13 protein-coding genes and 1 pseudogene are annotated in these 13,449 nt (G+C 68.6%); 2 read left to right on the top strand and 12 right to left on the bottom strand.

All coding sequences use genetic code 11. The features are described from left to right. Positions 1-53: 53 nt before the first annotated feature. The 9 genes and pseudogenes from panB to hda all read right to left on the bottom strand — a co-directional run bounded on the left by panB (position 54) and on the right by hda (position 6,346). Entirely contained in the window at positions 54-839 is a 786-nt protein-coding gene (panB, locus tag IWH25_RS17820) for a 3-methyl-2-oxobutanoate hydroxymethyltransferase (protein ID WP_376990304.1), read from the bottom strand. Positions 840-879: 40 nt separating this feature from the next. Continuing rightward, positions 880-1,533, bottom strand: a complete 654-nt coding sequence (locus IWH25_RS17815; RefSeq protein ID WP_203387097.1) for a deoxynucleoside kinase — start codon at positions 1,531-1,533, stop codon at positions 880-882. Positions 1,534-1,549: 16 nt separating this feature from the next. After that, a complete protein-coding gene (locus IWH25_RS19340) occupies positions 1,550-1,957 on the bottom strand; it encodes a CZB domain-containing protein (protein ID WP_238999091.1) in 408 nt (135 codons plus the stop codon). 45 nt (positions 1,958-2,002) lie between these two features. Beyond that, positions 2,003-2,272: pseudogene (locus IWH25_RS19335) on the bottom strand (methyl-accepting chemotaxis protein); the annotation flags it as partial. Between the two features lie 427 nt (positions 2,273-2,699). Then, positions 2,700-2,990 (bottom strand): DMT family protein, encoded by a 291-nt coding sequence (locus IWH25_RS17805; protein ID WP_238999090.1) that lies wholly within the window; start codon positions 2,988-2,990, stop codon positions 2,700-2,702. 97 nt (positions 2,991-3,087) lie between these two features. Then, entirely contained in the window at positions 3,088-3,570 is a 483-nt protein-coding gene (gene folK, locus IWH25_RS17800; protein ID WP_203387094.1) for a 2-amino-4-hydroxy-6-hydroxymethyldihydropteridine diphosphokinase, read from the bottom strand. A gap of 25 nt (positions 3,571-3,595) precedes the next feature. Further along, positions 3,596-4,939 (bottom strand): polynucleotide adenylyltransferase PcnB, encoded by a 1,344-nt coding sequence (gene pcnB, locus IWH25_RS17795; RefSeq protein WP_203387093.1) that lies wholly within the window; start codon positions 4,937-4,939, stop codon positions 3,596-3,598. Positions 4,940-4,984: 45 nt separating this feature from the next. Continuing rightward, positions 4,985-5,671: a histidinol-phosphatase gene (locus IWH25_RS17790; RefSeq protein WP_203387092.1), complete on the bottom strand. Its 687-nt coding sequence runs from the start codon at positions 5,669-5,671 to the stop codon at positions 4,985-4,987. Between the two features lie 18 nt (positions 5,672-5,689). Then, the gene (hda, locus tag IWH25_RS17785) at positions 5,690-6,346 is read right to left on the bottom strand and encodes a DnaA regulatory inactivator Hda (RefSeq protein ID WP_203387091.1); all 657 of its coding nucleotides are present in this window, start codon (positions 6,344-6,346) and stop codon (positions 5,690-5,692) included. Between the two features lie 123 nt (positions 6,347-6,469). Here hda and purM point away from each other — a divergent pair, with 123 nt between their 5' ends. Next, on the top strand, positions 6,470-7,519 hold the full coding sequence (purM, locus tag IWH25_RS17780; protein WP_238998952.1) for a phosphoribosylformylglycinamidine cyclo-ligase: 1,050 nt from the start codon (positions 6,470-6,472) through the stop codon (positions 7,517-7,519). A 191-nt stretch (positions 7,520-7,710) separates the two neighbouring features. Here the strand turns inward: purM and IWH25_RS17775 are convergent, their stop codons facing one another. From IWH25_RS17775 to IWH25_RS17765, 3 genes are all read right to left on the bottom strand, one after another. Further along, a complete protein-coding gene (locus tag IWH25_RS17775; RefSeq protein WP_203387090.1) occupies positions 7,711-8,631 on the bottom strand; it encodes a polymorphic toxin-type HINT domain-containing protein in 921 nt (306 codons plus the stop codon). A gap of 217 nt (positions 8,632-8,848) precedes the next feature. After that, the gene (locus IWH25_RS17770; RefSeq protein ID WP_203387089.1) at positions 8,849-10,240 is read right to left on the bottom strand and encodes a cyclic di-GMP phosphodiesterase; all 1,392 of its coding nucleotides are present in this window, start codon (positions 10,238-10,240) and stop codon (positions 8,849-8,851) included. A 95-nt stretch (positions 10,241-10,335) separates the two neighbouring features. Beyond that, entirely contained in the window at positions 10,336-12,336 is a 2,001-nt protein-coding gene (locus IWH25_RS17765; protein WP_203387088.1) for a methyl-accepting chemotaxis protein, read from the bottom strand. Positions 12,337-12,537: 201 nt separating this feature from the next. Between IWH25_RS17765 and IWH25_RS17760 the strand changes: the two genes are divergently transcribed. After that, positions 12,538-13,449: a phosphate/phosphite/phosphonate ABC transporter substrate-binding protein gene (locus tag IWH25_RS17760; protein WP_203387087.1), complete on the top strand. Its 912-nt coding sequence runs from the start codon at positions 12,538-12,540 to the stop codon at positions 13,447-13,449.

The raw sequence follows: 13,449 nt of genomic DNA, 5'->3' as shown, positions 1-13,449 counted from the left end.
ACTTCCCGGGGCCCTCTGTGGGGCGCTTGGATCTGAAATTCGCGCGCAGTGTATCAGTAGCAGTGCTCCGCCGCCGGGAAACTTCCGTCCTTGACCGCCGCGACGTAGGCGGCGATGGCGGCGGCGACCGAGGGCTGGCCGGCCATGAAGTTCTTCACGAAGCGCGCCTTCCGGCCCGGCGCGATGTCGAGCATGTCGTGCAGCACCAGCACCTGGCCGGAGCATTCCTTCGACGCGCCGATGCCGATCGTCGGGATCGCCAGCTGCGCGGTGACGTCGGCGGCGAGCGCCTCGGGAATGGCCTCGAGCACGATCAGCGTCGCGCCGGCACTTTGCTGCGCCAGCGCGTCGGCCTTCAGCCTGGTCGCGCCGGCGTCGTCCTTGCCCTGCACGCGGTAGCCGCCGAGCTGGTGCACCGACTGCGGCGTCAGGCCGACGTGCGCGCACACCGGCACGCCGCGGCTGGTCAGGAAGTGCGTGGTCTCGGCCATCTCGGCGCCGCCCTCGATCTTGACCATCTGCGCGCCGGCGGCCATCAGCGCCGCGGCGTTGCGGAAGGCCTGCTGCGGCGATTCCTGGAAGCTGCCGAAGGGCATGTCGGCGATGATCAGCGGCCGCCGCGAGCCGCGGGCGACGGCGGCGGTGTGGTAGGCGATGTCGGCGACCGTCACCGGCAGCGTCGAATCGTGGCCCTGCAGCACCATGCCGAGGGAATCGCCGATCAGCAGCGCGTCGACGCCGGCGGCGTCGCACAGCGACGCGAAGCTGGCGTCGTAGCAGGTCAGCACGGCGATCTTGTCGCCGGCGGCCTTCATTTTCGTCAGGTCGACGTGGGTCATGCGCCGCGTCGTCGACAATGCGCTCTGGGTGGACATGGAATCACTCTCCCCGGTTGAAGTAGCCGCGCTGGCCGCGCATCGCCTCGATGCGCTCGAGCAGCAGCCGGAAATCGTCGTCGCGGTCGACGAAGTTGAGATTCTCGGAATTGACCACCATCACCGGCGCCGCGTCGTAATTGTAGAAGAAGCGGCTGTAGCGCTCGGCGAGCAGGGTCAGGTAGGCGTCGCTGATCTTGCGTTCGACGTCGATGCCGCGCTTCCTGACGCGGGCGATCAGCGTCTCCGGCCTGGCCTGCAGGTAGATCACCAGGTCGGGCGTCGGCGCCTGCGGCGCGAGGCGGTCGTAGATCTGCCGGTAGAGCCCGTACTCGTCGTCGGACAGCGTCAGCTGCGCGAAGATCGGGTCCTTCTCCAGCAGGTAGTCGCCGACCACGCGGCGGCCGAAGAAGTCGGGCTGCGCCAGCTCGCGCAGGTGGTCCATGCGCTGGAACAGGAAGAACAGCTGCGTCGGCAGCGCATAGCGCGGCGGATCCTGGTAGAAGCGCGTCAGGAAGGGGTTCAGCTCCGGCTGTTCGAGGAAGGGCTGCGCGTCGAGGTGCGCCGCCAGCCGGCGCGCGAGCGAGGTCTTGCCGACCCCGATCGGGCCTTCGACGACGACGTGGCGGGCCGTTTCGAGAACATTGCGCGGCGGCATGCGGACTCCGGCGGCCTCAGTGTTCCAGGCAGAGCACGTCGGGCGAGGTTTCGCCGTTCACCGCCATGCGCTCGAGGCATTGCAGCACGCCGGCGCTGGCACGTTCCATCTGGGCGACGGCCGCGACGCAGCCGGCGAAGTCGCCGGCGACGTGGCAGGCGATCGCGTCGCGCCCGTGCCGGTGCACTTGCGCATGCGGCTCCTCCATCGCGCGGTAGCCGTCGAGCCGCGCGAAGCAGGCCTTGCCTTCGCCCTCGTAGTACCACTTGCCGAGGCGGCAGGCGGTGTGTTCGGACAGCTCTTCCGGGCGCTTGCGCACGACGCCGAGGGCGATCTGGTAGACGTCGAACTTGAAGATCAGGTGGTCCACCTTGGCCAGCTCGACGAAGCTGCGCAGCGCCGAGACGGCGATCGCCTGCTCCATCTGCCGCGCCAGCGCGGTGATCCCGGCCATGCTGGCCGAGGCGCGCGCGCCCTGTTCGCTGAAAGCCTCCGACTGCTCGGCGAGGTGGCCGATGCTGGTGTTGGCGGCGGAGGTTTCCTGCTGGATGGTGCCGACCAGCTCGGAGATGTCCTTGGTCGCCAGCGTCGTCCTTTCGGCGAGCTTCCTGACCTCGTCGGCGACGACGGCGAAGCCGCGGCCGGCCTCGCCGGCGCGCGCCGCCTCGATCGCCGCGTTCAGCGCCAGCAGGTTGGTCTGGTCGGCGATTTCCTTGATCAGGTTGACGATGCCGCCGATCTTCTCGGCGCTCGCCTGCAGCCCGACCACCTTGTCCATCGCCTGGCGCGAGTCGGCGGCGAGCTGCGTCAGCTCGCCGCTGATCTGGTTCACTGCGGCGCTGCCGGCGCCCGCCAGCTCGCCGGCGCGCACCGTTTCCTGCTTTTCGTCGCGCAGGCGGTTGGCCAGCGTCGCCAGCGTCTGCTGCGATTCGCCGAGCGAATCGCGGTAGGCGCGCAGTTGCTCGAACAGCGCCAGCTGCGCGTCCTCCTCCCGCTGCAGCCGTGCTGCGCGCGCTTCGGCGTCGCCGGCGCGGGCCTCGGCCGCGGCCGCCTGCTGCCGCAGTTGCGCGTTCTCGCTTTCCAGCGCCTTCAGCTTTTCCTCCAGCGCCCGCAGCGCCGCTCCTTTGCCAAACATGCGATGCCCCTGTGTCGTGTTGTCGGTTGATTCAGTTGCGGAAGATGAAATAGACGGCGCCAAGGATACACAGCCCGGCCCAAAGATAGTCAAGCTTCAGCGGCTGCTGCATGTAGAAGACGACGAAGGGAACGAACACGGTCAGCGTGATCGCCTCCTGCAGGATCTTCAGCTGCGCCAGCGACAGTTCGTGGTGGCCGATGCGGTTCGCCGGCACCTGCAGCAGGTACTCGAACAGCGCGATGCCCCACGAGGCGAGCGCGGCGATCCACCACGGCCGGTCGTTGAGGTTCTTCAGGTGCGCGTACCAGGCGAAGGTCATGAACACGTTCGACGCGGTGAGCAGCAGCACCGTCTTCCACAGCACCGGGATGTTGGCGAACAGGCTCACCAGCCGCGCCCCCCGCCGCGGCGCGCGCTCATCGCAGCCGCTCGATGCGTTGCGTCGCCACCGCCGGCAGCCAGGCGGCGACCGTGCCGCGGCCGGGGATGCGGCAGTCGGGCGCGATCTCGGCGAGCGGGACGACGACGAAGGCGCGCAGGTGCAGGCGCGGATGCGGCAGGTGCAGGCGCGGCCGGTCGAGCGTGAGCTGGTCGTAGAGCAGCAGGTCGAGGTCGAGCGTGCGCGGGCCGTTCTTCGCGGCGCGGACGCGGCCGAAGTCGGCCTCGGTGGCCAGCAGCGCGTCGAGCAGCGCTTCCGCGGCGAGGCCGGTGCGCAGTTCGGCGACGGCGTTGATGAAGTCGGGCTGCCCGGCGAGCCCGATCGGCGCCGTGCGGTACAGCGACGAGGCGGCGGCGACGCGCGTCTGCGGCAGCCGGTCGAGCGCGGCGAGCGCGGCGCGCACCTGCGCGGCCGGGTCGTCGAGGTTGGCGCCGAGGGCGACGAAGGCCTGGTGCGTCATCGGGAAAAGCTGCCGGCGGCGGCGCTCACTCGCCGGCCGGCGTCTCGCCGCGGCCCCCCGCCGGCTTCTTGCGCCGGCGGCGCTTCTTCTTCTCGGCGGTTTCCGGCAGCAGCATCGCCGCCCGCTCGTCGCCGTCGGCGTCGATGAAGCGGGTCCACCAGTCGGCCAGCTCCTGCGGCACCTCGCCCGACTCGGCGCGCAGCAGCAGGAAGTCGTAGCCGGCGCGGAAGCGCGGCTGCTCGAGCAGGCCGTACGGCTTCTTGCCGGCGCGCGCCTCGAAGCGCGGCTGGATCGCCCAGATGTCCTTGATGTCGCCGGCGATGCGGCGGGTGATCGCCAGCTTCTCGGCCTGCGAGTCGAGCACCTCGTCCATCGCCGCGAAGAGCGCCGGGATCGGCCGCTCGCCCTTGCCCTTGATGCGCTCCCACTGCGCCAGCACCTCGTGCCAGAGCAGCGTCGCAAAGAGGAAGCCGGGCGAGATCGGCTTGTCGGCGCGCACGCGCTGGTCGGTGTTCTCCAGCGCGAGCATGACGAAGCGCTCGCCGAGCGGCTGCTCGAGGATCACGTCCAGGAGCGGCAGCAGGCCGTGGTGCAGGCCGGCGTCGCGCAGCTGCTTCAGGCACTTCACCGCGTGGCCGGAGGTCAGCAGCTTCAGCATCTCGTCGAAGAGGCGCGCCGGCGGCACGTTCTCCAAGAGCGGCGCCATCTCGCGGATCGGCTTTTCGGCCGCCGGGTCGATGACCAGGCCGAGCTTGGCCGCGAGGCGCACCGCGCGCAGCATGCGCACCGGGTCCTCGCGGTAGCGCGCGCGCGGCTCGCCGATCATGCGCAGCGTCTTCTGCTTGAGGTCGGCGACGCCGTGGTGGTAGTCGACGATGGTCTCGCTGGCCGGGTCGTAATAGAGCGCGTTCACCGTGAAGTCGCGGCGCGCGGCGTCCTCGGCCTGCGTACCGAAGACGTTGTCGTGGAGCACGCGGCCGTGCGCGTCCTTCTTCGCGTCGTGGCCGAGCTCGCCGCGGAAGGTCGTCACCTCCAGCGTCTCGGCGCCGATCATCACGTGCACGATCTGGAAGCGGCGGCCGATGATGCGCGCGCGGCGGAAGGCGGCGCGCACCTGCTCCGGCGTCGCGTCGGTGGCGATGTCGAAGTCCTTGGGATCCTCGCCGATCAGCAGGTCGCGCACCGCGCCGCCGACGACGTAGGCCTTGAAGCCCTTGTCCTGCAGCGTCTCGCAGACGCGCCGGGCGGAACTGTGGAGGTGCTCGCGGCGGATGCCGTGCACGGAATGCGGGATCACCGCCGGCTCGGACGAGAGCGGCTTCTTGCGGCCGAGGGCCTTCGATACGCGGGAAATGAACTTTCGGATCATCGCGTCAGGAGATTGTCGGGTCGGGGGCGCCGTGGCAGGCGGCGATTATGACACGGCGCCGCGCAGCGAGCGCAGCGGCCAGCCGGCGGCTTCGGCGTGCGCGCGCAGCGTGTCGTCGGGGTCCACCGCGACCGGGTCGCTGACCTTCTGCAAGAGCGGCAGGTCGTTGTGCGAGTCGCTGTAGAAGTACGAGCGGCCGAAGCTCTGCCAGCACAGGCCGAGCGACTCCAGCCAGCCCTCGACGCGCAGGATCTTGCCCTCGCGGAACGACGGCGTGCCGCGCGGCTTGCCGGTGAAGCGGCCGTCCTCGACCGCCGGCACCGTCGCGATCAGGTGCGGGATGCCGAACTCGCGGGCGATCGGGCCGGTGACGAAGCTGTTGGTGGCGGTGACGACGGCGCAGACGTCGCCGCGGTCGAGGTGCTCGCGCACCAGCGCCTTCGCCGCCGGCGTCATGATCGGGCGGATGCGGGTGGCCATGAAGTCGCGGTGCCAGGCGTCGAGCTCGGCGCGCGAATGGCGCGACAGCGGCTTCAACTGGAAGTCGAGGAACTCGTGGATGTCCAGCGTGCCGGCCTTGTACTGCTCGTAGAAGCGGCGGTTCTTCGCTTCGTGCAGCTCGCGGTCGAGCACGCCGCGGCCGATCAGGAACTGCGCCCACTCGAAGTCGGAGTCGCCGGCGAGCAGCGTGTTGTCGAGGTCGAACAGGGCGAGGTCGAGGGAGGCGGTCATGGTCGTCGTCGGGGAGTGTCAGTCGTGCAGCGGCGCCTGCAGCACTTCGCGCAGGAGCGGCAGCGTGATCGGGCGCTTGTGTTCGAGGGAGTAGCGGTCGAGCGCGGCGAGCAGCGCGGCCAGCGAGCGCATGTCGCGCGGCGCGCGCGCCTGCAGGTAGGCGAGCGCGTCGGCCGGCAGCCGCATGCCGCGGCGCGCCGCCTGCTCGGCCAGCGCGGCGGTCTGCTCGGCGTCGGACAGCGGGCGCAGCCGGTAGATCAGGCCGGAGCCCAGCCGCGTGCGCAGGTCCTCGCGCAGGTCGAGCTGCGCCGGCGGCAGCCTGGCGGCGGCGAGCAGCCGGCCGCCGCCCATGCGCAGGCGGTTGAAATGGTTGAAGAGCGCGATCTGGCCGTCGCCGGCGAGCGCCTCGACGTTGTCCACGGCGAGGAAGGGCGCGTCGGCCGGCGCCGTCGCCAGCAGCGGGTCGGCGGCGGCGTCGATATAGACCTCCGCGGCGGCGCGCAGCAGGTGGCTCTTGCCGGCGCCGCTGTCGCCCCACAGGAACAGGCAGGGCTCGCGGTTGTCCGCGGCCAGCCAGCCGGCGAGCGCGGTCAGCGCGTCGGCGTTGCCGCCGGCGGCGAAGTTCTCCAGCGTCGGCGGAAGGTCGGGAACGAGGTCGAGGAGCAGCTGGCGCATGTACGGGGTGGGCTGGGCGGCGCCGGGGCGGCGCGCGCCGGGGCCGTTTCGGGTAAAATTCGCTTTTTACATCTTCAAGGCCGCGCATTTTAGCACCCGGCCGTTCTCCAGACGGATTTCCTGATGACGCAGCAATCTCTCTCCTATCGCGACGCGGGCGTGGACATCGACGCCGGCGACGCCCTGGTCGACCGCATCAAGCCCTTCGCCAAGAAAACGCTGCGCGACGGCGTGCTCGGCGGCATCGGCGGCTTCGGCGCGCTGTTCGAGGTGCCGAAGAAGTACCGCGAGCCGGTGCTGGTGTCGGGCACCGACGGCGTCGGTACCAAGCTCAAGCTGGCCTTCGAGCTGAACCGCCACGCCACGGTCGGCATCGACCTCGTCGCGATGAGCGTGAACGACATCCTGGTGCAGGGCGCCGAGCCGCTGTTCTTCCTCGACTACTTCGCCTGCGGCAAGCTCGACGTCGACACCGCGGCCGCGGTCGTGCAGGGCATCGCCAAGGGCTGCGAGCTGTCCGGCTGCGCGCTGATCGGCGGCGAGACCGCCGAGATGCCGGGCATGTACCCGGCCGGCGAATACGACCTGGCCGGCTTCGCCGTCGGCGTCGTCGAGAAGTCGAAGATCATCGACGGCTCGACCATCGTCCCCGGCGACGCGGTGATCGGCATCGCCTCCAGCGGCGCCCACTCCAACGGCTACTCGCTGGTCAGGAAGATCATCGAGCGCGCGAAACCCGACCTCGACGCCCCGTTCGACGAGGTCGACGGCAAGGCACGCACGCTCGCCGACGCGATCATGGCGCCGACGCACCTCTACGTGAAGCCGCTGCTGGCGCTGATGCAGGCGCTGCCGGTCAAGGGCATGGCGCACATCACCGGCGGCGGCCTCACCGAGAACGTGCCGCGCGTGCTGCCGGAAGGCGTCAAGGCCGTGCTGCAGAAGTCGGCCTGGCAGCGCCCGAAGCTGTTCGACTGGCTGCAGAAGGAAGGCGGCGTCGCCGAGGCCGAGATGCACCGCGTCTTCAACTGCGGCATCGGCATGGTCGTCGTCGTCGCCCGCGAACATCTGGCTGAGGCGCTGGCGCAGCTGCAGGCGGCCGGCGAGAAGGCGGTCGAGATCGGCGCGATCGAGGTCCGCCAGGGCGACGAGGCGCAGACGATCGTCATCTGATTGCGCGAAGCCTGCCGCAACGAAAAACGCGAGGCCGGGCCTCGCGTTTTTGTTTTCAGGGGGCTGGCGGGTTTGGAGGCTGGCGGCTGCTTGAATTGCTGTCGCTTGCGGACGGCTACCGACCCAAAGCGGGCGATCAAACTTTTTGAGGCAGCGGACGTTCGACGCCATCGTCAAAGGCGGTAGCGAAGCTAGCCTTGAGCACAGTTTGTGTTGTGTACCCACACTCCCAATTCACCAGCAAAATATGTTTGAGAACCTTCCAATTCTAGGTTGAATGTTTTTGCGTAAAAATTTGGGCTATCGCCGTAGAAGATTTCTGAAAATTCGCCGCTGTCGAACAGGCCTTCGTCCTTGCCCCAGGCTAATCCTTCGCAATAGGGTATGCCACAGTGTTCATCCATCAGCCAGTGGTAGTGCCAAAGATTGCACCCGTCTCTGAAATCAACGATATGGGCTCGCTGCAGACCATCGTAAGCGCCCGCGATATCTTTCGATACCCAGCCTACGCCGGGTATTGGTGTTCGGAGGACCGGCCATACGGTCTCTACAGTTGCATATCCTCCATCAGCAAGCCTAAGCCGGTGCCCACTTTTTAGGTATCGTGCGGCAGTCCAGCCGATTCCCTCCACCCAAAACGGATGGAATTCAGCTGCGTAAAGGTTATGGATGAGCGGCTCTTGAAATTCTTTGGGTTTATATGCATCAAACGTTCGCGCCTTGATAACCCAAATCGCTTTGCTTTCACTAGAGACAATCCTAGTGACCTTTCTGTATGCGGGGTTCGTACCTTCATCTGCCTGCGTCAAGACTTGATGGCCGGGTTGTATTTTCTCAATCGAAACTGGGCCCTCTATGGTTCGCACCAGCGTACCGGCGATGAAACAACCTTCGATTCGAGGCGATGGATTGCAGGTGATCTGGCTTATATGCCTTTGTGCGGCTGTCAGTTCCTTGCCAAGGCTGGAGAATGCATGCTCTAGTAATGCCAGTTTGCTGGACAATCCGTCCAACTGAATTTCGATTTCATTATCCTGAAGCTTCCTGTAATCGCTCCGAAGATAATCAATGGTCTCAAGAGCTGTCTGAATGGCAACCACTACACCTGACATAGGACCCCCTGTTAGCAGCAGTTATGCGGGCTTAGATTCCGCACACCCGCACACCAATTGATTCTTATGACAAAGCAATCATACATGGTGAAACACTTGCCTTCAGAGCGGGTAAGAACGTGAATGGCAGCTATTGAATTGATCGGGTGAGCGTCCGCTTCTGGCCGGTAAGAGCCATAAAGGCACAACGAATATCGACAGCTTCGGTGTCCCGGCCTCAGCCGGCCGGGCGCGAGTAGAAGTAGGCCACCCGCCCGCGCGGGTTGAGGTAGTCGAGCACGTCCTTCGGCACCAGCGCCGCGGCGACGCAGCTCTTGATGTTGATGTCGGCGGTTTCGAGCAGGTCGAGCACCGGCGCCTGGCTCTTCGGCACCGAGGGTTCGTAGACGAGCACCGACGGGCACATCAGCGCCTCGGTGTTGACGCCGATGACGATGCCGTAGCGGCCGTCGGAGAGCTGGACGATCGATCCCGGCGGGTAGACGCCGATCGACTTGGCGAAGGCGTGCAGCACGCGCTTGTCGAAGCGCGCACCCTCGACCTGGAACAGCCGCGCGAGGGCTTCCGCCGGCGTCATCCCGAGCGGGCTGGCGGACGGGTTGACCAGATAGTCGTAGCGGTCGGCGACGGCGAGGATGCGGCCGAGCAGCGGGATGTCCTCGCCGGCCAGCTTCTTCGGGTAGCCGCTGCCGTTCCAGGCCTCGTGGTGGGTGAGGATCGCCGCCAGCGCCGCCTTCGACACCGCCGCATTGCTCTTCGCCATCTCGACGCTGTACAGCACGTGCGCCTGGTAGGCGTCCTGCTCGATGCGGCTGCCGCCGCCGGCGGCCATGCGCACCGAGTCCTGCAGCCGGCTGACGCCGGTGTCGTGGAACAGCGCGGCGGTGGCGAGGTCGTGCATTTCCTCTGCCGACAACTCGAGGCGCTTGCCGGTGAGCAGGCCGAGCGTCATCACCTGCAGCGCGTGGAAGCGCAGCGACATCTCGCCGTGCCGGCTGGAGAGCAGGTGCAGCGTCGCGTCGTCGGCCATCACCGTGGCCACGGCGTCGCCGACAAAGGCGCGGGTGCGCTCGGCGACGGCGGCGCCCGGCGCCAGCAGGTTCTTCATGACGAACTGCGTTTCCTGCAGCGCGCTGGCGTGCGCCGCTTCGGCCGCTTCCTGCCGGCGCCGCATCTCGCCGCCGCGCTGCAGCGCCTCGCGTAGCGACGGCGCTGCCGTCGGCGCTTCAGCCGGCTTCGGCACGCCGCGGCCGGCGGCCGGCGGTGGCGCGTCGTCGGCCTCGGCCGCGGCGGCGGAGGTGGGCAGCGTCCGTGCCGCCGGCGTCGCCGCGACGGCCGCCGGCGCGTCGGCGGCGACGGCGCTTTCGCGCGGCGGCAGCTCGAGGTCGGGCGGCGCCGGGAAGGGGATCGTGCTCTTGTCCGGGTGCACCAGCACGGTCCGGATGTCGGCGGCGCGCAGTTCGTCGACGACGCGCGGCGACTCGATCAGGAACTTCGAACGGATGAAGTTGTGGGCGAACCAGCCGCCCTCCAGCTCGATGAAGTGGCCGGGGCGAAGATCGTCGATCTTCGCCCGGATCGTCTTGTCGCGGTTGCCGAATCCGAACATCTGCTCGTCCCTTGCCGTGGCCCGCGGCGCGCGAGCGCCGCCGAAAGTCGCCAAGTGTAGCCGATCGGGGGCGCGGCCAAGCCCCCGCCGCCGAGCTAGACGCGGAAGCGCTCGACGTTGCCGTGCAGCGCGCGTGCCAGCGACTGCAGCTCTTCGGCGGCGGTCGCCGTGTTCTGCGCCTCGGCGTTGTTCGATTCGGTCATCCGCGCGATCGTCTCCAGGCCCTTCGCCACCGTCGTGCTGGCGACGCTCTGCTCGCGGATCGCGTCCGAGATGCTGGCCACCGCCTGCGTCACCTGCCGCGCACCGTCGCGGATGCGGCGGATCGCCTCGTCGGCCTGCGCCGCCAGCTCGACGCCGCTGCTCACCTCGCCGACGCCGCGGTTCATGTTGGCGACGGCCTCCTGCGTGCCGCGCTGGATGCGCGCGATCATCTCGCCGATCTCGTGCGTCGACTTGCTGGTGCGCTCGGCGAGCTTCCTCACTTCGTCGGCGACGACCGCGAAGCCGCGGCCGGCCTCGCCGGCTCGCGCCGCCTCGATCGCCGCGTTCAGTGCGAGGAGGTTGGTCTGGTCGGCGATCTCCTTGATCACGCCGGCGATTACCGAGATCTCCGCGATCTCGCGGCCGAGCGTCTCGACCGTCTGCGAGGCGTCGCGCACGGTGTCGGCGATGCGGTTCATCGCCTCGACCGCCGCCCGGATCGTCTCCGAGCTCTCCAGCGAGACACGCTCGGAGTCGCTCGAGATGTGCTGCGCGTCGCCCGAATGCTGCGAGATCATGTCGATGCTGGCGCTCATCTGCTCGACCGAGGCGGCCATGCTGCTCGCCGCGTCGGCCTGCTCCTGCGAGCCGCTGGCGACGGTGGACGCCGCCGAGTTGAGCTGGTCGGCGTCGGCGGCGACGCTGGCGGCGGTGTTGCGCACCTCGCGGATGGTCTGCGCCAGGTGCTCCTGCATCGCCGCCAGCGAGCGCATCAGGCGGCCGATCTCGTCGCCGCCGGCGGCTTCGATGCGGCCGGTGAAGTCGCCTTCGGCGACGCGGCCGGCAATCGAGGCCGCCGCTTCCAGCGGCCGCGCGATCCAGCGCCGGGTGCTCCACCAGACGAGGGCGACGACCACCGGGATCAGCAGCAGCGTCACTAGCAGCAGGCCGCGGCCGGTCGCCTTGCCTTCCGCGTTGAACTCGTCGAGGTAGCTGCCGGAGGCGATCAGCCAGTTCCAGTCGGGGTAGTGGGCGAAGGCCACGACCTTCTCGCGCGCCGCCGTGTCGTTCGGGTTCTGCCACCAGTAGGTGACGATGCCGTCCTTCTTCTCCAGCATTTCGTCGACGAAGGGCTTGCCGTTCACGTCCTTGACGCCGAGCAGCGACTTTCCTTCGCTGGCCGGGTGGATGGTCAGCACGCCCTTGTCCTTGCCCATGTCCATTGCGTAGGCGTAGCCGCTGGCGCCGATCTTCACCGCCAGCACCTTCTTCTTCAGCGCGGCGAGGCCCTCGGTGAAGTCGAGGCCGACGAAGAAGGCGCCGATCACCTTGCCGTCGCGGTCCTTGATCGGCTCGTAGTGGGTCATGAAGTCGCGGCCGAGCATCTTCGCCTTGCCGGTGTAGGGCTCGCCCCTGAGCAGCGCCGGCACCGCCGGATGGCTGGCGCCGAGCGGCACGCCGGAAGCGCGCTTGCCGTGCTCGTCCTTGATCGAGGTCGACGTGCGCTCGAAGTCGTCGCCCTTGCGCGTCAGTACCGTCGCGGCGACTGCGGCGTTGGCGGTGAAGCGGTCGGGGATCGCGGTGTCGGCGAGGGTCACCGGCGCACCGCCGTGGTGGAGCAGGCCGGCGGCGTCCTGCGTGAAGGGCTGCGGGTAGTTGGCGGCGAAAACGCGGTTCAGCCGCTGCACGGTCTGCTGCAGCGAGCGGTTGTAGGTGTCGATCATGTCGATCACCATCCGGTTGGTGCCCTGCAGGCCTTCCAGCGCCTTCTGTTCGAGCTTGTCGGTGAGAAAGCCGGAGAGCCCGAAGGCGGCCGCGGCGAGAACGATGGTAATGCTGGATGCGAGGACGAGAATGAGCTTCCTCGCCACCGAAGTGCGACGATCTGACATGGTGCCTCCCCCTTTTGGTACTTCACGCTCTGCTGGAGCATTGTTTGGTATCTTCGGCGCGCAGCCGCACGCCTGCCGTGCGGCATATTACATTCGGATGGCGGCGGCGGGAAGCCGCGGGCAATCTGGTGTACAGTGGGTGCCAGCGACAGGGCGACGGCCGACCGGCCGGCGGCCGGTCGCCGAACGGAGGGAATGCCGATGTCGCATGCGCTTGAACGGGCGCCGGGCGCCGCCGGTTGGCCGGCGTTCGTCGCCGGACTGTGCTTCGCCTGCCGGCGCTGCGCCGCTGCGGTGCTCCTGCTGCTGGCCGCGCTCGCGCCGCTGCCGGCGGCGGCCGAGGCCTATTCCTTCGGCGTGCTGCCGCAGCGCAGTGCGCTGCTCACCGCGCAGTACTGGAACCCGATCCTCGACCATGTCGGGCGCAAGGCCGGCGTCACGCTGGCGCTGCGCGTCGCCCGCACCGGTGTCGAGTCGAGCGAAGCCGCCGAGCGCGGCGAGTACGACTTCATCTACTCCAACCACATCTTCCAGCCGAAGGTCGCCGCCGCCGGCTACCGGGTGATCTTGCGTACCCGCGACGAGGCGATCACCGGCCAGATCGTCACCCTCGCCGAATCGCCGGTGCGCGCGCTGCAGGATCTCGCCGGCAAGGAGGTCGGCTTTCCGTCGCGCTCCGCCTTCGTCGGCTACGCGCTGGCCTACGACCAGCTGCTGCGGCAGCAGGTCGCCGTGGTGCCGGTCTTCGGCGCCAACCAGGAAGGGATCATGGCGCAGCTGAAGGCCGGGCGGATCGTCGCCGCCGGCGTGAACGGCGTGGTCATGAAGGCCTACGCCGAGCGCGAGCGGATCGGTTACCGCATCCTGTGGGAGTCGCAGCCCTACTTCAACTTGCCGGTCGCCGCCCACCCGCGCGTGCCGCAGGCCGTCGTCGCCGCCGTCGCCGGCGCCTTCACCGGCCTGCACGAGGACGCCGAGGGGGCCCGCCTCCTCGCCGCTGCCGCCGCCGTCGTCGGCCAGCTGCCGCCGCTCGGCTTCCGGGCGGCGACGCCGGCCGACTACCGGAACTACGTCGAGTTCTACCGCAACACCCTGATCCAGGAGCTGAAGTAG

Origin of the sequence: Azospira restricta, assembly GCF_016858125.1 — a bacterium.
Lineage (GTDB): Bacteria > Pseudomonadota > Gammaproteobacteria > Burkholderiales > Rhodocyclaceae > Proximibacter > Proximibacter restrictus.
Note: the sequence above shows the minus strand (reverse complement) of the source record. Positions and strands in the feature narration are given on the sequence as shown.

What these genes read in the sequence shown, in the direction of transcription:
- panB (WP_376990304.1), bottom strand. Translation starts at nt 839, where the DNA reads ATGACCCACGTCGACCTGACGAAAATGAAGGCCGCCGGCGACAAGATC.
- IWH25_RS17815 (WP_203387097.1), bottom strand. Translation starts at nt 1,533, where the DNA reads ATGCCGCCGCGCAATGTTCTCGAAACGGCCCGCCACGTCGTCGTCGAA.
- IWH25_RS19340 (WP_238999091.1), bottom strand. Translation starts at nt 1,957, where the DNA reads ATGGAGCAGGCGATCGCCGTCTCGGCGCTGCGCAGCTTCGTCGAGCTG.
- IWH25_RS17805 (WP_238999090.1), bottom strand. Translation starts at nt 2,990, where the DNA reads ATGACCTTCGCCTGGTACGCGCACCTGAAGAACCTCAACGACCGGCCG.
- folK (WP_203387094.1), bottom strand. Translation starts at nt 3,570, where the DNA reads ATGACGCACCAGGCCTTCGTCGCCCTCGGCGCCAACCTCGACGACCCG.
- pcnB (WP_203387093.1), bottom strand. Translation starts at nt 4,939, where the DNA reads ATGATCCGAAAGTTCATTTCCCGCGTATCGAAGGCCCTCGGCCGCAAG.
- IWH25_RS17790 (WP_203387092.1), bottom strand. Translation starts at nt 5,671, where the DNA reads ATGACCGCCTCCCTCGACCTCGCCCTGTTCGACCTCGACAACACGCTG.
- hda (WP_203387091.1), bottom strand. Translation starts at nt 6,346, where the DNA reads ATGCGCCAGCTGCTCCTCGACCTCGTTCCCGACCTTCCGCCGACGCTG.
- purM (WP_238998952.1), top strand. Translation starts at nt 6,470, where the DNA reads ATGACGCAGCAATCTCTCTCCTATCGCGACGCGGGCGTGGACATCGAC.
- IWH25_RS17775 (WP_203387090.1), bottom strand. Translation starts at nt 8,631, where the DNA reads ATGTCAGGTGTAGTGGTTGCCATTCAGACAGCTCTTGAGACCATTGAT.
- IWH25_RS17770 (WP_203387089.1), bottom strand. Translation starts at nt 10,240, where the DNA reads ATGTTCGGATTCGGCAACCGCGACAAGACGATCCGGGCGAAGATCGAC.
- IWH25_RS17765 (WP_203387088.1), bottom strand. Translation starts at nt 12,336, where the DNA reads ATGTCAGATCGTCGCACTTCGGTGGCGAGGAAGCTCATTCTCGTCCTC.
- IWH25_RS17760 (WP_203387087.1), top strand. Translation starts at nt 12,538, where the DNA reads ATGTCGCATGCGCTTGAACGGGCGCCGGGCGCCGCCGGTTGGCCGGCG.